Source organism: Pantoea sp. X-Soil-ISGK-275, from assembly GCF_059730795.1.
In genome coordinates, this window is record NZ_AP035976.1 from 117,186 (window position 1) to 142,148 (window position 24,963).

At 57.3% G+C, this 24,963-nt stretch carries 23 protein-coding genes and 1 riboswitch; of the genes, 10 read left to right on the top strand and 13 right to left on the bottom strand.

Annotation, left to right across the window (positions count from 1 at the left end; translation table 11 throughout):
• Window positions 1-142: 142 nt before the first annotated feature.
• Window positions 143-1,105, top strand: coding sequence for a VirK/YbjX family protein (locus AC6I8A_RS00560; protein ID WP_265301555.1), 963 nt, complete (start codon window positions 143-145; stop codon window positions 1,103-1,105).
• Between the two features lie 7 nt (window positions 1,106-1,112).
• Here the strand turns inward: AC6I8A_RS00560 and AC6I8A_RS00565 are convergent, their stop codons facing one another.
• The 12 genes from AC6I8A_RS00565 to AC6I8A_RS00620 form a co-directional block, all read right to left on the bottom strand.
• The gene (locus AC6I8A_RS00565) at window positions 1,113-1,475 is read right to left on the bottom strand and encodes a YibL family ribosome-associated protein (RefSeq protein ID WP_008104662.1); all 363 of its coding nucleotides are present in this window, start codon (window positions 1,473-1,475) and stop codon (window positions 1,113-1,115) included.
• Between the two features lie 104 nt (window positions 1,476-1,579).
• Window positions 1,580-2,125, bottom strand: a complete 546-nt coding sequence (gene mtlR / locus AC6I8A_RS00570) for a mannitol operon repressor MtlR (RefSeq protein WP_256697970.1) — start codon at window positions 2,123-2,125, stop codon at window positions 1,580-1,582.
• A gap of 60 nt (window positions 2,126-2,185) precedes the next feature.
• Complete coding sequence (mtlD, locus tag AC6I8A_RS00575) at window positions 2,186-3,334, bottom strand: mannitol-1-phosphate 5-dehydrogenase (RefSeq protein WP_497817868.1); 1,149 nt, start codon at window positions 3,332-3,334, stop codon at window positions 2,186-2,188.
• Between the two features lie 94 nt (window positions 3,335-3,428).
• Window positions 3,429-5,363 carry a PTS mannitol transporter subunit IICBA gene (locus AC6I8A_RS00580; RefSeq protein ID WP_497817869.1) on the bottom strand — a complete coding sequence of 645 codons (1,935 nt, stop codon included), beginning with the start codon at window positions 5,361-5,363 and terminating at the stop codon, window positions 3,429-3,431.
• Window positions 5,364-5,820: 457 nt separating this feature from the next.
• The gene (locus AC6I8A_RS00585; RefSeq protein ID WP_479486432.1) at window positions 5,821-6,534 is read right to left on the bottom strand and encodes a DUF3053 domain-containing protein; all 714 of its coding nucleotides are present in this window, start codon (window positions 6,532-6,534) and stop codon (window positions 5,821-5,823) included.
• A 174-nt stretch (window positions 6,535-6,708) separates the two neighbouring features.
• On the bottom strand, window positions 6,709-8,307 hold the full coding sequence (locus AC6I8A_RS00590) for a gamma-glutamyltransferase family protein (protein ID WP_436332500.1): 1,599 nt from the start codon (window positions 8,305-8,307) through the stop codon (window positions 6,709-6,711).
• 9 nt (window positions 8,308-8,316) lie between these two features.
• Window positions 8,317-9,198: an ABC transporter permease gene (locus tag AC6I8A_RS00595; RefSeq protein WP_265301564.1), complete on the bottom strand. Its 882-nt coding sequence runs from the start codon at window positions 9,196-9,198 to the stop codon at window positions 8,317-8,319.
• A 2-nt stretch (window positions 9,199-9,200) separates the two neighbouring features.
• The gene (locus AC6I8A_RS00600; protein ID WP_479490314.1) at window positions 9,201-10,142 is read right to left on the bottom strand and encodes an ABC transporter permease; all 942 of its coding nucleotides are present in this window, start codon (window positions 10,140-10,142) and stop codon (window positions 9,201-9,203) included.
• 17 nt (window positions 10,143-10,159) lie between these two features.
• Window positions 10,160-11,677: an ABC transporter substrate-binding protein gene (locus tag AC6I8A_RS00605; RefSeq protein ID WP_497817870.1), complete on the bottom strand. Its 1,518-nt coding sequence runs from the start codon at window positions 11,675-11,677 to the stop codon at window positions 10,160-10,162.
• 16 nt (window positions 11,678-11,693) lie between these two features.
• Entirely contained in the window at window positions 11,694-12,755 is a 1,062-nt protein-coding gene (locus AC6I8A_RS00610) for an ABC transporter ATP-binding protein (protein WP_256697980.1), read from the bottom strand.
• Window positions 12,752-13,747 carry an ABC transporter ATP-binding protein gene (locus tag AC6I8A_RS00615; protein WP_497817871.1) on the bottom strand — a complete coding sequence of 332 codons (996 nt, stop codon included), beginning with the start codon at window positions 13,745-13,747 and terminating at the stop codon, window positions 12,752-12,754. Before AC6I8A_RS00615 ends, AC6I8A_RS00610 begins: the two co-directional genes overlap by 4 nt.
• A complete protein-coding gene (locus AC6I8A_RS00620; RefSeq protein ID WP_256697982.1) occupies window positions 13,744-14,466 on the bottom strand; it encodes a FadR/GntR family transcriptional regulator in 723 nt (240 codons plus the stop codon). Before AC6I8A_RS00620 ends, AC6I8A_RS00615 begins: the two co-directional genes overlap by 4 nt.
• Window positions 14,467-14,873: 407 nt before the next feature.
• Window positions 14,874-14,968, top strand: a riboswitch (guanidine-I (ykkC/yxkD leader).
• 63 nt (window positions 14,969-15,031) lie between these two features.
• Between AC6I8A_RS00620 and AC6I8A_RS00625 the strand changes: the two genes are divergently transcribed.
• From AC6I8A_RS00625 to AC6I8A_RS00655, 7 genes are all read left to right on the top strand, one after another.
• The gene (locus tag AC6I8A_RS00625) at window positions 15,032-16,090 is read left to right on the top strand and encodes a putative urea ABC transporter substrate-binding protein (RefSeq protein ID WP_256697983.1); all 1,059 of its coding nucleotides are present in this window, start codon (window positions 15,032-15,034) and stop codon (window positions 16,088-16,090) included.
• A gap of 14 nt (window positions 16,091-16,104) precedes the next feature.
• Window positions 16,105-16,917, top strand: coding sequence for an ABC transporter permease (locus AC6I8A_RS00630; RefSeq protein ID WP_008104638.1), 813 nt, complete (start codon window positions 16,105-16,107; stop codon window positions 16,915-16,917).
• A 10-nt stretch (window positions 16,918-16,927) separates the two neighbouring features.
• Entirely contained in the window at window positions 16,928-17,674 is a 747-nt protein-coding gene (locus AC6I8A_RS00635) for an ABC transporter ATP-binding protein (RefSeq protein WP_265301578.1), read from the top strand.
• 11 nt (window positions 17,675-17,685) lie between these two features.
• Complete coding sequence (locus AC6I8A_RS00640) at window positions 17,686-18,393, top strand: urea amidolyase associated protein UAAP1 (protein ID WP_265301580.1); 708 nt, start codon at window positions 17,686-17,688, stop codon at window positions 18,391-18,393.
• A complete protein-coding gene (locus AC6I8A_RS00645; protein ID WP_497817872.1) occupies window positions 18,393-19,028 on the top strand; it encodes an urea amidolyase associated protein UAAP2 in 636 nt (211 codons plus the stop codon). Before AC6I8A_RS00640 ends, AC6I8A_RS00645 begins: the two co-directional genes overlap by 1 nt.
• Window positions 19,029-19,107: 79 nt before the next feature.
• Entirely contained in the window at window positions 19,108-22,707 is a 3,600-nt protein-coding gene (gene uca, locus AC6I8A_RS00650) for an urea carboxylase (protein ID WP_497817873.1), read from the top strand.
• A gap of 247 nt (window positions 22,708-22,954) precedes the next feature.
• Complete coding sequence (locus AC6I8A_RS00655; protein ID WP_008104629.1) at window positions 22,955-23,251, top strand: HTH-type transcriptional regulator; 297 nt, start codon at window positions 22,955-22,957, stop codon at window positions 23,249-23,251.
• 42 nt (window positions 23,252-23,293) lie between these two features.
• Here the strand turns inward: AC6I8A_RS00655 and AC6I8A_RS00660 are convergent, their stop codons facing one another.
• Entirely contained in the window at window positions 23,294-23,887 is a 594-nt protein-coding gene (locus AC6I8A_RS00660) for an HD domain-containing protein (RefSeq protein ID WP_293795648.1), read from the bottom strand.
• Between the two features lie 62 nt (window positions 23,888-23,949).
• On the opposite strand from AC6I8A_RS00660, the gene AC6I8A_RS00665 reads away from it, so the two are divergent.
• The gene (locus tag AC6I8A_RS00665) at window positions 23,950-24,414 is read left to right on the top strand and encodes a MarR family winged helix-turn-helix transcriptional regulator (protein ID WP_436332507.1); all 465 of its coding nucleotides are present in this window, start codon (window positions 23,950-23,952) and stop codon (window positions 24,412-24,414) included.
• Window positions 24,415-24,516: 102 nt separating this feature from the next.
• Window positions 24,517-24,945, top strand: a complete 429-nt coding sequence (locus tag AC6I8A_RS00670) for an organic hydroperoxide resistance protein (protein WP_008104621.1) — start codon at window positions 24,517-24,519, stop codon at window positions 24,943-24,945.
• Window positions 24,946-24,963: the final 18 nt, after the last annotated feature.

Sequence of the window (24,963 nt, forward strand, 5' to 3'; positions counted from 1 at the left end):
TTTTTTTCGTCTTTTTTAAACCCTTTCTAAACGACCTGAATATTCACGCGTACGATTATTGCGCGGCGAAAGCTTATTAACCTGCCGTTGATAATTTGGGGCATATAGTAGCGACAATTTGTCTCGCTAGGCCTAAATAATCATGTCTACTATCACAACTTCTGTGACGAATAATGATTCGTCAGCGCCGCTGTTTTTGCCATTAATAAGCGGAAAGTTCAGGCCGAATAAATTATGGAATAGCGGAAGTTTTCGCGCGAAATTTGCCTTAAGGTCACTAGTCTTTCCTGTGACGACCTTTAATTATCTGCAGCAGTTAACGAAATTGTCTGCGCTACCGCAGCTGTTGACCATGCAAGGTTTGCTGCCGGCCAAGCCACATCGTCCTTATCTGCGTGCGGGATTCAGCGTGGCGCAACGTGCGCAGGCTATCATCGATCACTACACCTTGATGGAGCAGTTAGAGAATACGGCACTGCGCCAGTTGTTGCAGAGTCCGGGCGATAATTTGCTGGCCACGTTGAGCGGCAAAAACGACGAGGCGTTTGTGATTCACTGCTGTCCGGGACGTTTTGACCGTGAAGGTGAAATTACCCTGGAGCTGCATTATCAAACGCAGTTAATTGCTTCGCTCTCTTTCTCAATTATTCGCGAACAGAACAAGCGCACCTTATTAATTGGTGGATTGCAGGGACCGCGTAAACATATTTCCAACGACGTGATTCGCGATGCCACGAAAGCGGCACACGGCGTATTCCCGAAACGTTTGCTGATGGAAGCGGTATTTAATCTGGCGCAACAGTGTGGCGTTGAGGCGATCACTGCCGTTGGCGATACCACACACGTGTTCCGCAGCCTGCGCTACCGCCACAGTAAAGGCGACAAGTTTTTTGCCAGCTACAGCGAGTTTTGGTTGTCGTTGGGTGGCGTGGCGCGTGCTGATGAGCTGTTTGCGTTGCCGTTACGCGCGGAGCGTAAAGATCTGGAAGAGATTGCCAGCAAGAAGCGCGCCGAGTATCGCCGTCGCTATGCCTTGCTGGACAGTCTGAATGAACAAGTTCATCAGGCGGCTGGCATCCTACGCGACGTCTCACACGCCGCGTAAGTCAAGATTAGAACGGCTGCTTGGCGTAGCCGGTCATCACTTTCAGTCCCATCTCACGTCCGAGCGCGGTCATTGGGTGTACCACCACCAGGCCGCGCACGCTTTTCTTAAATGCGCCCATGTTGGCCTGTTCTTTCTTGGTGATTTCGCGGCTAAAGCCCAGCTTCTGCAGCTGTTGCGCTTCTTTGCTCAGCTTCTCAGTGCGGACGCTGCGCAGGCGCTCAATTTCCAGCTCCAGCTTCTCTTTTTCACGCAGCAGTTCACCGAGCTTTTCGGCATCGCCAGAGGCTAGCAGCGGGGCTTCTTTGCGGTTGAGCGCATCGAGCTGATCGCTCAGCAGTTTAATCTCGGCTTTTTCTTGTTCTTTCATTGGGGGAAAACTCGTTAAGGAAAACAGGCAAAGGATACACAAATCTACGCAGTTTTGCAGCGTGGCGCGTATTCATGCTCGCCTGGTCGCCATGAATGGCGACCCTACACTGCCGGCTTTTTAAACACCTGCTTGTGCGAAATGCGTGAAATCAGCTCGGTGAGCGACAGCACCATGGTTGAACGTACCATCTGCAGATAGCGCTGCTGCTGCATGGAGCGCAGTTGCTCGTCGTCGCGGTTGAAATCCGGCTGCGGCGGCCAGGCGGCCACGCAGTGCAATTCGCCAAACGGGCCGAGGATCTCATCGTCGGTAAATCGATAATCGCTGATGTCGTGATTCAGCTCCTCACGCAGCGCCAGCAGCAGTTCACAATCTTCGTACTCATGCCGGTTGATCACGCCCAGGCCGTAAATCAGCTTGAGGCGAACCGAGAGTTCGCCCAGCGGACCATTACCCAGCAGCAGCGGCTCTACGGCATATTTGACCGCGTAATCGTCCTTGCGAAACACTTGCAGCACCAGCAGGTTAACTGCTTCGGTCAGCAGCTCAACGGCGGCGATCAGGAAGCTTCTCACCGAACGACCGGCGTTCAGGCGCTCAAGCACCCGGTTTTCAAAAGCCTGCTTCTCTTCCATCATTGCCTGCATCGTTCAGCTACCGCCAGCGGGCACGCAAGCGCGCCCGAGTTAACCACTCAAGGGCGCGCATTATGCCATAGCGTTGTAAGCGCTCACCACTGAGGTGACCACTTCGCTATTGGCATCCAGGCCAGAAATTTCCGCCAGCGTGGCTTGCGGGCCTTTTTCTGCCAGCAGCGCGACCAGTTCCTGCGCCTGCGGATCGGCTTCGCTGCGATAGTGCATGGCGGCGGCAATGCCCTGGACCAGATTAGTGTGCGGCAGGTTGTATTCAATGGTGCCCAGCGTTGGCTTGATCAGGCGATCGCCCGCGCTCAGTTTACGCAGCGGCTGACGACCTACGCGCTCAACGTCATCTTTCAGGTACGGATTTTCGAAGCGGGTGAGGATTTTCTGGATGTAGGCAGCATGCTTATCGGCCTCAAAGCCATAACGCTTGATCAGCACGGCACCGCTTTCCTGCATCGCGCCTTGCACTACCGCACGCACTTTCTCATCAAGAATCGCGTCACGAATGGTAGCGTGACCGGCCAACTGACCGAGATACGCGGTGATGGCGTGACCGGTATTGAGGGTGAACAGCTTGCGCTCAACGAACGCCATCAGATTGTCGGTCAATTCCATGCCAGCAATGTTTGGCAATTCACCTTTGAACTGGGTTTTATCAACAATCCACTCGCTGAAGGTTTCCACGGTGACTTCCAGCGGATCGGTGGTGCCGGCTTCGGATGGCGGCACGATGCGATCGACCGCAGAATCAACGAAGCCAACATGCGCTTCAACCCACGCGTGATACTGCTCTGGCAGCGCTTTCAGCACGTGCTGTTTCAGCTGGCTGGTACCGCGCACCATGTTTTCACAGGCGATGATGTTGAGTGGACGGACGTTACCGCTGTCGCTGCGTTTAGCCAGACCTTTCGCGACGCCACCGGCGATGCGCTCCAGAATCTGCGGGCCAACCGCCGTGGTCACGATATCAACCTCCGCAATCAGCGCAACGATGTCATCGCTGGTGCTGTTGACGGCGCTGACGCCTGTTACGATTTCGACTTTTGCCTGCTCGCCAACCACATGAACCGGATACTCATGACGGGCGTTAAGGGCATCAAGTATCACCTGATTGACGTCAGCAAACACCAGCTCGATGCCGGCATCCGCCAGTAACTTACCGATAAAACCGCGACCGATGTTACCTGCTCCAAAATGTAACGCTTTCATAAATTTGACCCATATCAAATGACGAAAGGGCGGGCAAGTCCGCCCCGGAAATGTGGGACGGGCTTACCCGCCCCAGGGAAGGTAAAACGTGGTATTACGCTTTAACGATGTTGCCTGAGAGCAGGTCCAACACGTCCTGCACGCTGGTGGTATTGGCCAGCTTCTCAATCACGCTGTCATCATCCAGCGCGTTGGTCAGGCTGGTAATCACCTGAATGTGCTCGTTATTGCGCGCGGCGATACCAATCACCAAACGCGCCACGTCTTCTGGCTCATCACCAAACTGCACGCCTGCCGGATACTGACAGAACACCACGCCGGTTTTCAGCACGCGGTCTTTCGCTTCTACGGTGCCGTGTGGCACAGCAATGGATTCACCGAGGTAAGTTGGCGTCAGCTTTTCACGTTCCAGCATCGCTTCAACATATTCCGGCTGCACGTAGCCGCCTTTCACCAGCTGCTCACCCGCAAAGCGAATCGCCTGCTCTTTATGGGTGGCGCTCAGGCCGAGGAACACGTTGTCTGCACCCAGTTTAAACAGGTGCGCGTTGCCTTCGTCGTAGCTGTCAGCCAGCGTAGTCTGCACGGTTTCGCGACGCGCTTCACTGCGGTTAGCGGCAACCAGACGTTCAGTCAGATTGCTGTACAGCGCGCTATCGAGGAAGTTGTTCAGCGAAATATGCTGCGCTTGCGGTGCCTGACGCATCGCACGTTCGGTCAGATCGCGGTGGGTAATCACCAGATCGACGTCGCCTGGCAGCGAGTTAATCGCCGTGTTGGTGACGGAGATATTGCTCAGACCCGCGTCCTGCACTTTCTTACGCAGCACGCCTGCACCCATCGCACTTGAACCCATACCGGCGTCACAGGCTACGATGATTTTGCGTACGTGGTTCAGGTCAACGCTCATCGCGTCGCCAGCAACCGGTGAACCGGCAACGGCCTGACCTTTCGACTGCGCTTTCATATCCTGCATGCGCTGTGTCGCGGCTTCGATATCGTCATCTTCTTTCACTTTGCTGGTTTTCAGCAGTATTGAAGAGACCACGAAGGAGACGGCAAATGCAGCGATGATGGCCGCGATGTTCGCGAAATAAGCGCCTTTTGGCGTCATCGCCAGCACGGCCAGGATGGAACCTGGAGAAGCCGGAGAAACCAGGCCGCCGTTCAGCAGCGTCAGGGTGAACACGCCGGTCATACCGCCGAGGATTACCGCCAGCAACAGACGCGGCGCCATCAGCACGTATGGGAAGTAAATTTCGTGGATACCACCGAGGAAGTGGATGATCGCTGCGCCGCCTGCAGATTGTTTAGCGCTACCGCGACCAAACATCATGTAGGCAACCAGCACGCCCATACCCGGACCTGGGTTGGCTTCAATCAGGAAGAAGATTGATTTGCCGGCCTCGCTCGCCTGCTGGATACCCAGCGGAGAGAAGATACCGTGGTTGATGGCGTTATTGAGGAACAGGATTTTCGCCGGTTCAACAAAGATCGAGGTCAGCGGCAGCAGGTTGTTCTGCACCATCAGATTCACGCCCGCGGCGAGAATGTGTGACAGGCCTTCAACCAGTGGACCGATTGCCAGGAACGCTAACAGCGCCAGCAGCATACCGATGATACCGGCCGAGAAGTTGTTAACCAGCATCTCGAAGCCGCTTTTGATCTTGCCATCAACGGCGCGGTCAAAGGACTTGATCGCCCAGCCGCCCAGCGGACCGGCAATCATCGAGCCGAGGAACATCGGCATATCGGCACCGACGATCACGCCCATGGTGGTGATGGCACCGACCACGCCACCGCGATCGCCGCCAACCAGACGTCCACCGGTGAAACCAATCAGCAGCGGCAGCAGGTAGGTGATCATTGGGCCGACGAGTTTCGCCAGCGTTTCGTTTGGAATCCATCCGGTTGGGATGAACAGCGCAGTGATGATACCCCATGCGATAAACGCACCGATGTTAGGCATCACCATATTACTCAGAAAGCGACCAAAGCTCTGAACCTTGACCTTTACTGATGAGGACATAAACCCACCCCTTATTGAGACGCGCTGCAATAAGAGAGCGCGTTTGTTTTTGTTTGAACGTTACGGCGGGGGCCGTGGCATTACTGTATGCACGCGGACTCTAGCACTAGTTTATTACGCTGCGTAGAGCAGCCCCTAAGTGTGATGCAGATCACGCTAAGTTGGGGTGGTTGGGGTGCAATAAGGTGATACTGATCACAAAAAGACGCTGTAAGAAAGCAACGATGCCGAAAAATTAAGCAAAACAAGATGACGAATGTGACTTAAGTCACCTTTTAATCTGGGTGCTTTGTTGTGTAAATGTGATCAATGTCACAAACTATTTTTGGTCGAAAATGCGCCAGATCACAATATGCTGCAGCAGAAAAGTGGGCTGTAAGGAAGTGACGTAATTCTGAAAAGAAACGAATGGCTTGTAGGGTCGCCATTGATGGCGACCACTAAAATAGTTCGGCTGTTATAACCCGCCTTGCACCGCATTTTGCGCTTGCGTCAGCGCCTGCGCATTGCTGGAGAGATTGCTCATCAGCGTGTTGTACTGCGTTGCCTGATCCTGCGTTGGGAATTGCACGCCGCCGTCGTTGAAGGTTACGCGTGTGCCTTGCGATTGCAGATAGTCGCCGGTTTGCACCGCCGCCTGGCTCAGCGCCTGCAGCTGTGGCAGCAACGGAATCAGCGTGCTGGCTGGCTGCGTTACCACTTTGGTAAACGCGGCGTCGTAGACTTTCTTCAGATCATCCGGCTGCTTCAGCGTGGCTTTGCTGCTGTCCGCCTGCATTTTGGCGCTCTGAATCTGCTGGGTCAGCACGCTCAGATTACCGCTGACCTGGCGCAGGCTATCGCGGCGCGTCAGGTAATCCTGCGGTACACGAATCGCTGCTAATTCATCAACCACCGGACGCATACCTTGCTCAATCGCCTGATTGGTCTGCTGCGAGAAACCATAAAGGATGGCGTAATCGCTGGCGTAGTTACCGAAGGTCTGCTTCTGGTTTTCACTCAGGCTTGGCAGATGTTCGCCGCTGCGCATCACTGTGTTCTGAAGGAAGTCACTGAACGCTTTACGCTGATCGCCCTCTTTGTCGCCACAGGCCGTAAGTTGCAGCACGACCAAGGCACTGACCATCAGCATGCCGGTGCGCATCCAGATGCGGGAAATTCCTGACGCCATGATTAACTCCTGTTATGGCAAATTCGATTCGGTGGGAATGGTCCTAAAGGATAGTGCAATGGCCTGGCGGGTACAACGGGCGGCGTTTGCCTGGTGCGCATAAATGCGCACCCGACAAGGAAATGGCGGAATTCGTAGGGTCACCATTCATGGTGACCGTTTTAACACGTTAAATCAGAACACCAGCGCCTGCCCATCTTTGCGGCTTTCGGTGGCGGCGATGTAGAAGCCTTGCGGATCGCGCACAATCGCCTGCGCACCGCCGAAGTTATAGCCAAGCAGCGGATCTTCCAGCGTAATTTGATGCCCCATTTCGCGCAGCTTTGCCAGTACGTTACGGTCGATGCCCGGCTCAACCACCACCGCACGTCCTTGCTCAACGCGCCAGCGCGGGGCATCAATCGCTGCCTGCGGGTTTTGCTTGTGCTGCATGATGCGCAGCGCCATCTGCAAATGACCTTGTGCCTGCATCGGGCCGCCCATCACGCCAAACGACATCAGCGGCTGGCCGTCACCGTCGAGGGCAAACGCCGGAATGATGGTGTGGAACGGGCGCTTGCCGCCGGCCACCACATTGGGATGCTGCGGATCGAGTGAGAAACCGCAGCCACGGTTTTGAAGGCTGATGCCGGTGCCCGGCACCACTACGCCAGAACCGAAGCCCATGTAGTTTGACTGTATAAAGGAAACCATCATGCCGCTGGCATCGGCGGTGGAGAGATACACCGTGCCGCTCTGCTGCGGGGAGCCAAAGGTAAAATCCCCGGCCCGATCGGGATTAATCAGCTGCGCGCGCTGTTTCAAATAGTCATCGCTCAGCAGCAGTTCCGCCGGGAACTCGAGGTGATCGTAATCGCTGACGTAGCGATCCAGATCGGCCAGCGCCAGCTTCATCGCTTCAATCGACAGATGAAGCCACGGCACTGAATCCGGTTCATAGCGGCCAATATCCCACTGTTCGAGAATGCCCAGCGCAATCAAGGTGGCGATGCCCTGACCGTTCGGCGGCAACTCCTGCACCGATCCGCCCGCAAATGGGCGCGATAACAATTCCACCCAATCAGCGCGATGATTTTTCAGATCATCAAGGCTGAGCGCCGCGCCATGCTGCTCAGCAAACGCCACTATCTTTTCGGCCAGCTCGCCACGATAGAAGGCTTCACCGCGCGTCTCGGCGATTTTTTGCAGCGTTTCGGCTTGCGCCGGATTGCGGAACAGTTCACCAGCACGCGGCGGGCGACCCTCAGGTGCAAAGCACTCGACAAAACCAGGCTGATCTTTCAGCTTGTTGTAGGCACGCTGCCATAGATGACCAATCAGCGGTGAAACCGGGAAACCGTCACGCGCGTATTCAATGGCCGGTTGCGCCAGCGTGGTAAGCGGCAGCGTGCCAAAGCGTTCGGCCAGCTCAACCCACGCCGAAACCGCGCCCGGCACGGTGACTGCTTCCCAGCCGATTTCCGGCATGGCATCGCGTCCGGCAAAGCGTTCCGGGTTCCATGCCGCAGGCGAGCGGCCCGAGGCATTCAAACCGTGCAGTTTTTTGCCATCCCAGATTATCGCAAAGGCATCACTGCCGAGGCCGTTACCGCTGGGCTCCAGCACGGTTAACGCCATCGCACTGGCAATCGCCGCATCTACCGCATTGCCGCCCTGTTGCAACATGCGCATCCCCGCCTGCGCCGCCAGCGGCTGCGAAGTGGCAACCGCGTTGCGTCCCATCATCGGTACGCGGTGTGAGGCATAGCTGACGTTAAAATCCAGTTCACTCATGATCGTTCCTTAGTGTGAGTCATCGCGTGGGTCGAGCGCGTCGCGCAAACCGTCGCCCAGCAGGTTGAAGCCCTGCACGGTGAGAAAAATAGCCAGGCCGGGGAAAATCGACATCCACGGCGCCTGTTCGAGAAAGCCTTTGGCGGTATTCAGCATCGCACCCCATGAAGGCGAGGGCGGTTGCTGGCCGAGGCCAAGGAAAGAGAGGCTGGCTTCGGTGATGATCGCCGAAGCAATCGCCAGCGTGGCCTGTACCAGAATTGGCGACAGCACATTGGGCAGCACATAACGCAGGATGATCCAGCGATCGGGCAAACCAATCGCCCGCGCGCCATCAATGTACTCTTCGTGACGAATGGCGATTACCTGGCCGCGCGTCAAGCGGGCGAAAATCGGCATCGCAGATAAACCGATGGCAATCATTGCATTCGACAAGCTCGGGCCGAGAAACGCCCCCAGCGCGATCGCCAGAATCAGAAACGGGCACGCCAGCAGCGCTTCGATAAAACGCGAAATAATGCCGTCGCACCAGCCTTGCCAGTAACCGGCAATGAGCCCCAGCGGCACACCAATCAGAATGGCGATCAGCACCGAAATGCAGCCCGCCAGCAGCGAGGTGCGTGCGCCCCACACCAGGCGCGACAAAATATCGCGCCCCAGCTCATCGGTGCCGAACCAGTGCAGCAGCGTTGGCGCTTTACGCACCGCAAGGAAATTGGCTTTGATGGGATCAAACGGAGCCAGCCACGGTGCCAGCAGCGCCACGGCGACAAACAGCAGCACAATCACCGCACCAATCAGCGCACTTTTGTTACGCAGGAACTTTTTCAGCACCCGACGATTCGGCTTTGCCACTGCAGGCAGTGCGCCAGCGGTTAATACCTCGCTCATGGTCAGCCTCGCATTTTCGGGTTAATGATCATATAGAGCACATCGGCCAGCAGATTGAGCAGCAAGAAGCCAATCGCCACCACCAGCACCACGCCTTGCACCACGGCGTAATCACGGTTGAATACCGCATCGACAATCATCTTGCCAAAGCCGGGCAGCGTGAAGACCTGCTCGGTCAGCACCGCGCCACCCAGTAACTCGCCAAACAGCAGCGTGGTGAGAGTAACAATCGGCATCAATGCATTACGCAACGCATGCTTCAACACCACTTTCTTTGCCAGCAGCCCTTTGGCGCGTGCGGTGCGAATGTAATCCGCTTTTAGCACGGCGATCATTGAAGCGCGGGTGTGACGCATTAAGGTGGCGGCCAGTCCGGTGCCGAGCACCAGCGCTGGCAGCAGAAGCGTTTTCAGGTTCTGCGTCACATCTTCGCTAATCGGTACAAAGCCCGATGCCGGCAGCCATTGCAGATGCACGGAGAACAGCAAAATCAGCAGAATACCGAGCCAGAAGTGAGGTACTGAAATCCCGGAAAGCGCGACAAAGTTGGTGGTGTGATCGACCCAACTGTCTTTGCGCACTGCGGCGATGATGCCCATGCTGATGCCAATCACCAGCGCGATAATCATCGCCAGCAATGACAACTCCAGCGTCACCGGCAATTTGCTGGCGATCAGCGCCGTCACCGGCTCTTTTGTGCGCAGCGACATGCCCAAATCGCCGGTTAGCGCATTACCAATCCAGGCGAAATATTGCGTGGGGATCGGATCGTCCAGATGGTATTCCGCCCGCAGCTGGGCGATAACCGCCGGATCACGCTCTTCGCCCGCCATCGCCAGCACCGGATCGCCTGGCAGCAGCTTTTGCAGTGCGAACACCATAATGCTCACCAGCAGCAGCGTCGGAATCGCCAGCAGTAGCCGTTTTACAATCAGTTCCAGCATCCTCGCTCCTTAGCGGTTTACTGCGCCAGACTTACGCCAGCCAAACGCACCAATCCGTCCGGCCAGGCTTTGAAGCCCTGCAATTTCTTCGACATGCCAAAAATGCGTGGCTCAAAGTAGAGGTAAGCAATCGGCATATCGGTTTGCAGTTGGTTCACTACCTGGGTGTACAGCGCCTGACGCTGTGCCTGGTCGTTGGTGAGACGCGCGGCGTTCAGCCACTCATCGACATGCGCATTGCTGTAGCGTCCGTCGTTAAGCGTGCCTTTGCTGTTAATAAACGAATAGATGCTGCCGTCCGGATCGGGACGACCAGACCAACCCGACAGGCTGAGCTGATAATCCCCGCGTTGCTGACGATCCAGCAGCGTAGCGAACTCACTCATTTGCAGATTGAGGTTGAAACCGGCTTCGCCGACCATCGCCTGAATCACCTGGCCCACTTGCTGCGCGGTCGGGTTATTGCTGACCAGCAGCGTCAGATTCAGCGGTGTTGTAACACCCGCAGCCTTCAGCAGTGCTTTGGCTTTCTCAACATCACGCGGTGCGATCGGTGTGTTGACGTGATACGCGCTGACCGGTGAAAACGCCTGATTGGCTGGCGTATACAAGCCTTCAAACGCCACCTGATTTAGCGCATCGCGGTCAATCGCCAGTGAGAACGCTTCACGCACGCGCGCATCTTTCAGCGGACTGTTGGCATCGACTTTGCCGTTGTTGATATTGAAGGTGATGCCCTGATAACCAAGGCCCGTGACTTTTGCCAGCGCCAGTTTGCTATCGGCTTCAACGGTTTTCACATCGCTGGCGGCTACGCCTTCGGTGAGATCCAAATCACCCGCACGTAGGTTCGCGAGGCGTACGGAAGCATCCGGGATCGGCAGAAAAATCACCTTATCGAAGTGATAAGCGCCTTTATTCCAGTAATTGTCATAGCGCTTCAGCACGATGCGATCCTGCTGAACGCGGCTGTCGAACTGATACGGGCCGGAGCAAACCGGATGGGCGGCGAAATCGGGCTTTTTCGCCGCTTCCGGTGCCAGCATGGCGCCAGCGCGGTCGGTCAGCTGGCTCAGCAGCGCCGCATCCGGGTTTTTCAGGTGGAATTTCACCTGCATCGGGCCGCTTACTTCCACACTTTCAATCGAGGAGATTTCACTTTTGCGCAGCGAACCCGGCAGCGTCTGCGCACGTTCGATATTGAATTTCACCGCCTGCGCATCAAACTTTTCGCCATCGTGGAAGGTCACGCCGCTGCGCAGATTCATGGTCAGCGTTTTACCGTCATCGCTCCACGCCCAATCGGTGGCCAGACCCGGCACCACTTTGAGGTTTTGATCGACATCGACCAGACGATCGCACATCGCCGCAAACACAAAACGGCCGTAATAGGTGCGCGCCAGATGCGGATCGAGCATGTCAGGATCGGCGCCCAGGCCGATGCGAATCACGCTGTCAGCATGGCTGTGGGCGCTAGCGCCGAGCAGTAACAGACCGCTGAGGGCGGTTAATAACGTATGACGAGCTTGCTTCACGGTGTCTCTCCAGAGGTTAGGCTTGCTGATTCACCGCCTGCTCAAACAGGGCGCGGCGACGTAAAAAAGCGGCGGAAGGTGGCGCAAGAGTGATGACGCTGCGATCGCGATTAATCTCCTGCCAGCGGTGACAGGCAATTTGACGGCCGCCGCTCAACACCTGATTAATCGGTTCAAACTGGCGACATTCCGCCGTGGCATAGGGACAACGGGTATGAAAACGGCAGCCGCTCGGTGGATTGGCGGGATTGGGCAGGTCGCCTTGCAACATCGGAATGGTGCGGTTGCCACCCGGCTGCATTTGCGGCGCAGAGGCAATCAGCGCCTGCGTATAAGGATGGAGCGGCGCATCAAAAATCTCATCGACGCTGGCCAGTTCAACAATCTGACCGAGATACATCACCGCCACGCGATCGCTCATATGACGGATTACCGCTAAACCGTGCGCCACGATCACCATCGTCAGACCAAACTGCTGTTTCAGGCTCTCCAGCAGATTCACCACCTGCGCCTGCACCGACACATCCAGCGCTGAAACCGGCTCATCGCCGAGCAATAATTTCGGTTGGGATGCCAGGGCGCGGGCAATACCGATGCGCTGGCGCTGACCGCCTGAAAACTCGTGCGGGTAACGCTCGGCCCAGGCCGCAGGCAGGCCAACGGTGCGTAGCAGTTCGGCGACGCGCGAATGGCGCTGATCGCGGCTCATCTTTTCGTGCAGCCACAAGGGTTCGCCAACAATCTGCTGCACCGTCATGCGCGGATTGAGCGAGGCAAACGGGTCCTGGAAGATAATCTGCAATTCACGGCGCAGCTGATTGAGCCGCGCGCCGCTGGCATCAGTAATGCTTTCGCCCTGATAGAACACGTCGCCAGCGCTGGCGGCCAATAACCGCAGCAGCAAACGGCCCAGCGTCGATTTACCGGAACCGGATTCGCCGACAATCGCCAACGTTTCGCCCGGCATCACCTGCAGCGAAACGCGATCAACCGCCGTCACGCCGCGATTGCGTGAAAATAGCCGGTTGCCCGCGGAGAAGGTTTTGCTTAAATCGCGGCACTCTAAAATCGGCTTCATGCACTTTCTCCCAGCGTGACGTATTGCTCTAACGGGGCGCGGAAACAGGCCACCTGATGATCGTTCGCCAGCGCGCGTAACGCCGGGCGATGCTGGTGGCAGCGTGTTTCGGCGAAGGGGCAACGCGTGGCAAAACGGCAGCCAGCCGGCATGTTTTCCGGCAACGGCACCTGGCCGGGAATGGTGGCCAGCGCACCTTCGCGTGCGCTCAGGGTGGGAATTGAGCCCATCAGGCCAATGGTGTACGGATGCTGCGGATCGTTAAAAATGCGCTCGACGCTGCCGCTCTCCACCACCTGACCGGCATACATCACCGCCACGCGCTGCGCCACTTCCGCCACCACGCCGAGGTCGTGGGTGATCATCAGCACTGCAGTGCCGGTTTCCTGTTTTAGGGTGTTCAGCAGCGCCAGAATTTGCGCCTGAATGGTGACGTCGAGCGCGGTAGTGGGTTCGTCGGCAATCAGCAGTTTTGGCTGGTTGATCAGCGCCATCGCAATCATCACGCGCTGGCGCATGCCGCCGGAGAGCTGATGCGGATAGGCTTTGAGCCGCAGTTCTGGTGCCGGGATTTGCACTTTTTGCAGAATCGCCAGCGCCGCGTCCATTGCCTGGCGCTTATTCACTTTGCGATGGCGCATCACCGCTTCACTCAGCTGATCGCCAAGCGTGAAGGCCGGATTAAGTGAGGTCATCGGCTCCTGAAAAATCATCGCCAGTTGGTTGCCGCGCAGACTGGCGTATTCGCTGCTGCTGAGCTGGCGCAGATCGCGGCCATCAAACAGCATGTCGCCCTGCAAGATGCGCGCGCTGTCAGGCTGCAAACCCATCAACGTCAGTGAGGTGATGCTTTTGCCGCAGCCCGATTCACCGACCAGCGCCAGCGTTTCTCCCGCCTCTAGCTGCAGAGAAATATCATCCAGCACCGTGACGGGCGAGCCGTGAAACTGCACGCGCAGATTGCGCAGCGATAAAACGGGATGTGCGGTCATGGCATATCCTCCTGGCGGGAATAGAGCGTTTCCATCAGCGCCTGTTGCAGCGCAAGCAGATGTTCACGCATCGCCGCTGCCGCTTCATGAGGCTGGCGCTGGGCGATGTGCATCACCAGCCGCTGATGATGGTTGTCATAGTTATCCAGGCGCGCCGGGGTGCGCGCCTGCACTCGCAAATGCTGCCAGCCGGGATCGCGGCGCACGGCATCAACGGCGTCGAACAGCCCGAGCATCAGACGATTGCCTGCCGCTTCGGCGATGGCGCGATGAAAGGCGCTGTCCCACAGTTCATGTTGATCGCCATCTTCTGGCGGCGTGATGGCGTGCATGCGCTCCAGCAGGCGTTTCATCAAGGCAATTTGCTCTTTGGTGGCGCGCAGGGCGGCAAGACTTGCCAGCCCCGGCTCCAGCTGCAAACGCGCTTCCATCACTTCAAGCAGATTCGATTGCTGCGGCAGATCCTGTAACACCAGCGGCTGCACCGGCGCGGAGGGCCCAACAAAGGTGCCTTTGCCCTGTTTACGCCAGATGCGGCCCTCTTCTTCCAGCACATCCAATGCCCGGCGAATTTCACGACGACCCACGCCAAAGCGCTCCGCTAACTCACGTTCGGTGGGCAGCGCGCGATCCGGCGTGTGCTCCTGTTGCTGAATCAGCTGGCGCAGTTGCTCAAGTGCGGTGCTGGAGTTGCGGCTGGTTTCTGGCGTGTCATTCATGATTGGTTCGCCTGTTTATGCATCAGAAAAAGATCGGTAAACGCCGCGTATCCAGCCCTTTTCCTGATGAAAGGCGAATTGGACCGCTTTCTTAGCGTAGGCAAGAAGTGAACCAATACTTAATTGGTTCAGCTTGGTGTGTCATCAATGTGTAATAACCACATGATCGCAAAGTAAAAGTTTTTTCAGTGCCCGTTCGGAATTGCGAGAGGCGTCAACGTTTCCATCGATGGGCTGCTTCACGTTGGTGCGCGCACGCTGCTTTTCTGTGCAATGCCAGCAAAGCGGCGACGCGCGGATCGTTAATATTTTATGTTTTTCAGCGGGATATAACCTTGGCATCCATTTTGTATGTGTTAACGCAGATGCAGGAGCGATAGCGGGCAACCGAGGTCGCCAGACAATTTGCAATGGGTCACTAGGGTTCCGGTCGAAAGATGCTGGTCCGAGAGTGGCCGACCGTCCTCTGACGGTTACACGGCGGGAAAAAAGCCCGGGAGGAAAGCGAGAACGTTGCTCGCCGCCTCCTGCTTTTTTTTCGCCCGTTAACGTCAGAGGAACCATCATGATCAAAGCCTGCCTTCGCCTGCTGTTGCTTTGCACCATCACGCTGTTCAGCGTCAATACGCTGGCCGCCGACAAACCCTCCTTCAAGATTTGCTGGTCGATCTACGCGGGCTGGATGCCGTGGGATTACGCGCAGCAGAGCGGTATCGTCAAAAAATGGGCCGACAAATACGGCATCGATATCCAGTTTGTGCAGGTTAACGACTATATCGAATCGGTGAACCAATACACCGCCGGTGGCTTTACGGGTTGCACCATGACCAACATGGATGCACTAACCATTCCCGCGACCGGCGGCGTGGATAGCACGGCGCTGATCGTCGGCGATTACTCCAACGGTAACGACGGCATTCTGCTGAAAGGCGCGGGAAACCTCTCGGCGCTGAAAGGCAAGCCGATCAATCTGGTCGAACTCTCGGTTTCACATTACCTGCTGGCGCGAGCGCTGGAAAAATCCGGCATGAGCGAGAAAGACGTCAAAGTGGTGAACACCGCCGATGCCGATTTGGTGGCGGCGTTTGGCACCGCCGATGTCAACGCTATCGTGACCTGGAATCCGCTGCTCGCCGAAGCGGAGAAGCAGCCGAACAGTCATCTGATTTTCTCTTCCGCGCAAATTCCGGGTGAAATCCTCGATCTGCTGGTGGTCAACAGCGCCACGCTTAAAAAGTATCCGCAGCTCGGCAAAGCGCTGACCGGCGCATGGTATGAAACGCTGAAAACCATGTCCGGCCCAACCGACAGCGCCAAAGCGGCACGCACACAAATGGCGCAGGCTTCCGGCACCGATCTGGCGGGCTTTGATCAGCAGCTGGCCGCCACGCATCTGTTCAGCGATGCCAAAACCACCCTCGATTTCGTCCAAAGCCCACAGCTCAAAGCCACCATGCAGATGGTCGCCGAGTTCTCGTTCAAGCACGGCTTGCTGGGCGAGGGCGCGCCGAGCGCCGATGTGGTTGGCGTGGCAACGCCTGCGGGCAATTGGGGCGATGCGGGCAACATCAAACTGCGCTTCACCGATGAGTACACCAAACTGGCCGCCGCCGGGCAGCTGTAAGCGAGGCGATGCCGATGCGTAAGTTGATCAACTACCAACCGCTGCCGCTGGGGCGCTTGCTGCTGGGCATCTTGCCGCTGCTGGCGCTGCTGCTGGTGTATCTGTTCGCGTCGGATGCGCGTCTCAGCCTGAATGCGGCAGACAAGCTGTTGCCGGGCTTTAACGCCATGGGCGACGCCATCAGCCGCATGGCGTTTCAGCCCAGCCCGCGCACCGGTGAATATCTGCTGTGGAGCGATACCGCCGCCAGTCTGCTGCGTTTGCTGTGTGGCGTGGCGATCAGCGCGCTATTGGCGCTGGCGCTGGGTCTGTTCACCGGCGCGCTGCCGGTGGTGCGGGCGGTGCTGGCGCCGCTGGTGACGCTGTTTGCACTGGTACCGCCGCTGGCGATTCTGCCGATTCTTTTTATCTGTTTTGGCCTCGGCGAAGTGTCGAAAGTGGTGCTGATTGTCATTGGCATCACGCCGTTGATTACCCGCGATTTGCAGCTGCAGGTGCAGAAAATCCCGCGCGAGCAGCTGGTGAAGGCGCAGACGCTTGGCGCGCACAGCGCGCAGATTTTGTGGCGCGTGATCCTGCCGCAGCTGATGCCGCGCCTGTTGGATGCGGTGCGGCTGTCGCTGGCGTCGGCGTGGCTGTTTTTGATTGCCGCCGAGGCTATCGCCGCCACAGAAGGTTTGGGTTATCGCATCTTCCTGATGCGGCGTTATCTGGCAATGGATGTGATTCTGCCGTACGTGGCGTGGATCGCGCTGCTGGCCTTCCTGCTCGACCTGTTGCTGCGGCTGATTAGCCGTCGCTGCTGGCCGTGGTATCACGCGAAATAAGGGGCGAGCCATGCCGTTACTGCAACTGAAAAACCTTGAGAAACATTACGGCCAGCAAGTGGTGCTGGAGCGCCTCAATATCGAGGTCGAAGAGGGCGAGTTTGTGGCGATTGTCGGCGCGTCCGGCTGCGGCAAAACCACCTTCCTGAATATGCTGCTCGGCACTGAAGCGCCCAGCAAAGGCCAGCTGTTACTGGATGGCGAACCGATTCCCGACGAACCGGATGCGCATCGCGGCGTGGTGTTTCAGCGCTATTCAGTGTTCCCGCATCTGACGGTGCTGGGCAACGTGATGCTGGGCGACGAGTTCAGCAGTGCGCGTTGGCTGGGCCGCGTGTGGGGAAAGAAGCGTCAGGCGATTCGCCAGCGTGCGCAGGCCATGCTGGCGCAGGTCGGCCTTGAACATGCGCAGAATAAATATCCGCATCAGCTGTCGGGCGGCATGCAGCAGCGTCTGGCGCTGGCGCAGGCGCTGATGAAGCAGCCGCGCATTTTGCTGCTCGATGAACCTTTTGGCGCACTCGATCCCGGCATCCGCGGCGAGATGCACCAACTGATTACCCGCTTGTGGCAGCAGCACAACCTGACCATTTTCATGATCACCCACGATCTGAAAGAGGGATTTAGCCTCGCCTCGCGTCTGCTGGTGTTTGACAAGCTGCGCCACGATCCGCACGCGCCTGAAGCCTGGGGCGCGACCATCACGTACGACCTGCCGCTGGATCGCACACAGCCATCCGAACCGCTGGTCGCCTAAAGGAGAAAACCATGAAGCCTTATCAAACCTTGTTGCCGAGCGGCGCGCACTGGTCACTGGTGATGCGCAGCGGCAGCGCGCTGACCCTCACCGATGTGGAAGGTGGCGCCAACATCGGCCTGCTGTTTTACAACCCGGAAAACCTGCTGGAGCGCTATAACGCGCCTGACACTTTGAAGTGCCAGCACACTTTCCGCCTCACCGCCGGTCACTGTCTCTATTCAGATATGGGACGCATTTTCTGCGGCATTGAACACGACAGCTTCGGCTGGCACGAAAGCGTGTGCGGCACGCTGAATGCCGAACAAACCGCCGCGCGCTTTGGTGCCAGCACCTATCAACAGGCGCGCAACCTGCGCCATCAAAACGGCTACGACAGCTTTCTCGTCGAGCTGGCGAAGTATGGGCTCGGCCAGCGCGATATGGCGTCCTGCCTCAATCTGTTTGCGCAGGTGCGCGCCGACGATAACGGCACTTTGCGGCTGGAACGTCAGGGCGCGGCGGGTGCCAGCGTGCGTTTACGTTTTGCGATGGACACGCTGGTGCTGCTGCACACTTGCCCGCATCCGCTGAGCGCATCGCTGGATTATCCGCGCCAGCCGGTGCAGATCGAACTGGATGCTCAGCACGCGCCATTACCCGAAATCTGTCTGCAACGTGCTGAAAATCAACGCGGCTTGCGTAATAACGCGCTGTATCAACTGCAAGGAGAAATGTGATGATCACTGAAAGTCCGCGCAATCCAGACGAAGCGCGCTTACAACATCAAATTGATGCCGGTGATTACTGGTTGCAGCGTATCGAAGCCGGTCAGACGCTACGCATCACCGATCTGGAAGGCAATCAGGCCGCCGATACGCTGTTTTTCAATGCTGATGACACCGCTGAACGCTACAGCATGAGCGACACGCTGCGCGGGCAGAACAATGTGTTTCTGACGGCCGGCAGCGTGCTGCGCTCCAACCGTGATCGCCCGATGTTGACCATTACCGCCGATACCTGCGGCCGTCACGATACCTTGGGCGGCGCCTGCTCGTGCGAGAGCAACACCGTGCGCTATGACCTGGAAAAGCGCCATATGCATTCGTGCCGCGATAGCTGGATGCTGGCGGTGGCGGAGAAGCCGCAGTTTGGCCTGATGCGCCGCGACATCACCCACAACATCAATTTTTTCATGAACGTGCCGGTGACGCATGACGGCGGATTGACCTTTGCCGACGGCATTTCTGCGCCGGGCAAATATGTCGAGATGGTGGCGCACATCAACGTGCTGGTGCTGATCTCCAACTGCCCGCAGCTCAACAATCCCTGCAACGGTTACAACCCAACGCCGATTTTAGTCAGCGTGTGGTGATTCTCTGACGCAACGGGACGACCCGATTTCTGCCGTCAATGCCACGCAGGACGACCTGCCGCAACGAGAGTATTCAGTCATGATTGATCGCGTATTAATTGCCAACCGTGGCGCGATTGCCGTGCGCATTATTCGTACCCTGCAAGCCATGAATATCCGGGCGATTGCAGTGTATGCCGAAGCCGACCGCCATGCGCGCCATGTGCGTCTGGCGGATGAAGCCTGGTCGCTCGGCGAAGGTCAGGTGCGAGACACTTATCTCAATCAGGATAAATTGCTGGCGATAGCCGCGCAGAGTGGCGCGCAGGCGCTGCATCCGGGCTACGGTTTTCTCAGTGAGAATCCAGAATTCGTCACGCGCTGCGCAGCGGCGGGCGTGCATTTTCTTGGGCCGAGCGCCGAGCAGATGGCGGCTTTTGGCCTGAAACACAGCGCGCGTGCACTGGCCGAACAGAACAACGTGCCGCTGCTGCCGGGCAGCGGCTTACTGGCTTCGCTGGCCGAGGCGCAGCAGATGGCGGCGCAGATTGGCTATCCGGTGATGCTGAAAAGCACCGCGGGCGGCGGCGGGATTGGCATGCAGCGCTGTGACGATGCCGAACAGCTCGATGCGGCATTTACCCGCGTGAAGCGCCTGGCAGGCAACAACTTCGCCGACGATGGCGTATTTTTAGAGAAGTTCATTGCGCGTGCGCGCCATATCGAAGTGCAGATTTTTGGCGACGGCGCAGGTGAAGTGATCGCGCTTGGTGAGCGTGATTGCTCTGCTCAGCGCCGCAATCAAAAGGTGCTGGAAGAGACGCCTGCACCGGGCTTGAGCGCTGCCGTACGCGCGCAGTTGCAGGCCACCGCCGTCAGGCTCGCGCGAGCGGTGAACTATCGCAGCGCGGGCACGGTGGAATATGTGTATGACGATGCCAGCCAGCAGTTCTGGTTCCTCGAAGTGAACACGCGTTTGCAGGTGGAACATGGCGTCACCGAAATGGTGTATGGCGTTGATTTGGTGCGCTGGATGGTGGAACTGGCGCAGCAAAAATTACCGCCGCTGGCCGATTTGCAGCCGGTCGCGCAAGGTCATGCCATTCAGGTACGGCTTTACGCCGAAGATCCCGCTAAGCAGTTCCAGCCCAGCGCTGGTTTGCTCAGCCATGTGCAGTTCCCCACTGAGATTGAGGGGGCCACGCTGCGCATCGACAACAGCGTGGAGAGCGGCATGGAGGTTTCGCCGTTTTACGATCCGATGCTGGCGAAAGTAATTGTGCATGCTGCCGATCGCGCCAGCGCGCTCGGCAGCATGGTGCAGGCGCTGCACGCCACCGAGCTGTACGGCATCGAAACCAATTTGCTGTGGCTGCGCCAGCTGTGCACGCTGCCGGACGTGCAGCAGGGACGCATCATCACCGCCACGCTCGGCACCCTGCAGTGGCAGCCGCCAACGCTGGATATTCTCAGCGGCGGCACCTTAACCACAGTGCAAGATGCGCCGGGCCGCATCGGCTATTGGCACGTTGGCGTGCCGCCTTCCGGTCCATTCGACAGCCGCGCGTTCCAGCTGGGTAATCGCCTGTTAGACAATGATGCTCAGGCCGCCGGGCTGGAGATCACCTTGCGTGGCCCGACGCTGCGCTTCAACCAGGCCTGCAGTTTTGTCCTGACCGGCGCGCCGATTGCCGCGCAGCTTGATCAACAAAGGTTACCGATGAACCAGCGGCTAACGGCGCAGGCCGGGCAAACGCTGACGCTCGGCGAGGTGCGCGACGGCAGCCGCAGCTATCTGCTGCTGGCTGGTGGCCTCGACACGCCGCGCTATCTGGGCAGCCGCAGCACCTTCACCCTCGGCAAATTTGGTGGTCATGCCGGACGCGCGCTGCGCGCCGGTGATGTGCTGCATCTCGCCGCGCCGCAGGTGTTGAGTGCCGCAACATTGCCTGACGAACTGCTGCCGCAACTTAACGGTTGCTGGCAGCTGCGGGTGATTTACGGCCCGCATGGCGCGCCCACCTTCTTCACCGATGACGACATCGCGGCATTTTTTGCCGCTGAGTGGCAAGTGCACTACAACTCCAGCCGCACCGGCATTCGCCTGATTGGCCCAAAACCGACCTGGGCGCGCAGCGACGGTGGCGAAGCGGGCATGCATCCTTCGAACATCCATGACAATGCCTACGCCTTCGGCACGGTGGATTTCACCGGCGATATGCCGGTGATCCTCGGCCCGGATGGCCCATCGCTGGGAGGATTTGTCTGCCCGGCAACGGTGATCGAGGCCGATCTGTGGAAGCTGGGGCAACTGAAAGCCGGCGATCGCGTGCAGTTCCAGCCGATCGATCTTTTCACCGCCGATCACCTGGCGCAGGCGCAGCGGGACGAGATCATCAAACTGCAATCTCAACCGATTACAGTGAACGCGGCGCTGCCGTTGATTGATCCTGTGCTGCACCATCATGCGGCAGCGGATCAACGTCCTTCGCTCTCTATTCGAGCAGCGGGCGACAGTTTTCTGCTGGTGGAATATGGCGATTTGCAACTGGATATCGCGCTGCGTTTTCGCGTGCATGCGCTAATGCAATGGCTGGAAGCGCATCCGCTGCCGGGGCAACTGGAATTGACGCCTGGCATCCGCTCGCTACAAATCCATTATGACGCGCAGCTGTGCGCAAGAAGTGAGCTATTGGCGCAAATATTGCACGCTGATTTAGCATTGGGGAGCCTGGCCGATGCGGCCGTGCCTTCGCGCACCGTATGGCTGCCGCTCAGCTGGGATGATGCGGCCTGTCGTGAAGCGATTGTGCGCTACGACCAATCCGTCAGACCGAATGCGCCGTGGTGCCCAAGCAATATTGAATTCATTCGCCGCATCAATGGGCTGGATAGCATTGAGGCGGTAAAAGAGATCGTCTTTAGCGCTTCTTATTTGGTGATGGGATTGGGCGATGTCTATCTCGGTGCGCCGGTGGCGACGCCACTCGATCCACGTCATCGCCTGGTGACCACCAAATACAATCCGGCGCGCACCTGGACGGCGGAGAATTCGGTGGGGATCGGCGGCGCTTATATGTGCGTGTACGGCATGGAAGGGCCGGGCGGTTATCAGTTTGTTGGACGCACCATGCAGATGTGGAACCGCGATCGCCCAACCGCTGCATTTACCCAGCCCTGGTTACTGCGCTTCTTCGATCAAATTCGTTTTTATCCGGTAGAGGCCGACGAGTTGCTGCAGATTCGTGAGCGTTTTCCGTGGGGCGATTATCCGCTGCGCGTGGAACAGGGCGAATTCCGTCTCGCCGACTATCAGGCAATGCTGACGCAGCAAGCGCAGGAGATTGATGCCTTCCAGCAACAGCGCCAGCAAGCATTTGATGAGGAGTTGGCGTGCTGGCGAGCCGAAGGGCAGTTTACCTTCGATAGCCAGCTGCAAGCGCAGAGCGGCGAAGAGAGTGTGGTGCCAGCCGGATGTCATCCCGTTGAGAGTCAGGTGGCGGGCAGCGTGTGGCAATGGCTGGTGGAGGAAGGCAGTGAAATTCGTGCGGGTGCCACGGTCGGCATCCTCGAATCAATGAAGATGGAAATCCCGATCGTCGCGCCCGTCAGTGGAAAAATCCATAGTCTGACGCGGCTGTCCGGGCAGCAAGTGCAGGCGGGTCAATTACTTATGGTGATCGACCCAAAAGTGGCATAAGAAAGAATAAAAAATAATCAGGAATCTGGCAGCAAAGTCGGGGATCTGTCCCATACTTAGAAACCCGAACTATTGTTGCATTGCCCTGACATCTTTTGCAGTGCTCAACAGGCTGTGTCCCGCATCGGTTTGATAATAACTATGCGAAACCGCTACGGGATACAGCCTGATCGTCCGGTTTCAGCGCCTGGTGGCGCTTACCTCTCTACTTTCACGTGCTTCATAGTGAGTTTTTAAGGAGTTCTCTATGGAATTAAAAGATCCCATGGTCGAGTTGCTCAGCAGCCTTGAGCAGATTGTTTTGACACGTGACGCTAAGCCATCCGTATCAGAAATTTCTATCAACCAGACTACAGTTCCCGAGCCGCAGCGTTTACGCGAAATGACCGGCATGCAGGTTGACGAATTTGCCCGCGTGATGGGTGTTAGCGTTTCGTCAGTTAAAAGCTGGGAGGCGCAACGTACGCGTCCTTCCGCTACGGCGCGCAAACTGATGAAGCTGTTACAAGCTAACCCGTATTTAGGGCGCCAGCTGCTGGAGTAATCCTTGTTGAGGATGCTCCAACCCGCCTAAATGGCGGGTTTTTTAATTTATAGCGCCGTACTTTGCCGCCTGTTTGATGAACCAACTCTCTGGCACGCTGTATGGCGGCTGCGCTAATTGCGCTAATCCCTGTTTGATGGTTTGTTCAGCTTGCTGCCACAAATGACTATCGCCCTCGCGCAGGAGCTGAATCTGAATCTGCTTTTCCACCAGATACACGCGCGCAAAGTCGGCATCGTACTGCACGATGGCGCGGGTGTTGTCGATGATGTCGGCCAGCTTGATGGTTTGCGCCTCGGGCGAGGCATCGGCGGTATGACGGAAATGCGCCAGCTTACGTGCGGCGCGATTTTTCGCTGCAGGCTGCGCGCTGTCGGTGAGTTGATCTACCAGGTCCGCCACGCGCGCGCCGAAATGGCGCTCGATATCATCCAGAGTGCTGGGCGTGTCTTCGACCGTGTCATGCAGCCAGGCGGCGGCAATCATCTGTTCATCATCGGTAACGCTACGCACTAATTCGGCGACGGCAGCCGGATGCACAATGTAAGGCTCGTCAGTGTATTTGCGGCGTTGACCCGCAGCAGCATGCGCTTCAGTGGCATAACGGCGCGCTTGCTCTTCCAGTGAATCTCGCATATTTCACTCTCCCAGAGAAAAGTCGCTTGCAATTATCTAGCGCGCTATTTATATTCAAACCCATGAACAGTAATCAAGATGACAAAAAAGTGAAGCAGGCGCCACTTCAGTTAGATCAGCAGCTCTGCTTTGCGCTGTATTCGGCGAATCTCGCGATGCACAAAGTCTATCGCCAGCTGCTATCCAGGCTGGAGATTACCTATCCGCAATATCTGGTGATGCTGGTGCTGTGGAATCAGGACGATGTGACGGTTTCCGAGATTGGTGAGCAGCTGTTTCTTGATTCAGCAACGCTGACGCCGCTGCTGAAACGTCTGGAGAGCGCGGGTTTACTGCGACGCCAGCGTTCACGCCAGGATGAGCGTCAGGTTGTGGTGACGTTGACCGATGAAGGTCGAGCGTTGCGTGAGAAAGCGGAAAGCATTCCGGAAGCCATTCAGTGTGCGACGGCCTGCGATGATCAGGCAATGGCGTCACTGAAAGGTCAGTTAGACGATTTGCGCGACAGCCTTTACCGCGCCAATTGATGTTGAGTAGGGGAAGTCGCTGTCCCGACATCCCCATAGATGACGTTCAGGTTTGCGCATAATAAGTAGTGCGCGATTATATAGCGAATTAACGAGGTTATTATGTCTTTAGAACAAGTTGTTTATACTGCAAAAGCAAAAGCCACCGGCGGTCGTGATGGTCGTGCGACTTCTTCTGACAACGTGCTGGATGTAAAACTGGGCGTGCCAAAAGAGATGGGCGGCGCAGGCGGCGAAGTGACTAACCCAGAGCAGCTGTTTGCCGCGGGTTATTCAGCCTGTTTCCTCGGCGCGATGAAGTTTGTAGCTGGCCGCGACAAGATTGCGATGCCGAAAGATGCATGGATTGAAGGCGAAGTGGGTATTGGCCCAATCCCGAACGGTTTCGGAATTGAAGCCAAGCTGAATATCCATCTGCCAGAAATGGATGCGGCTGAAGCGCAGAAGCTGGTGGATGCGGCGCACATCGTTTGCCCATACTCAAACGCAACGCGTGGCAACATTGACGTGACGCTGAACATCATCAACTAATTGATGTGGCTAGCGATA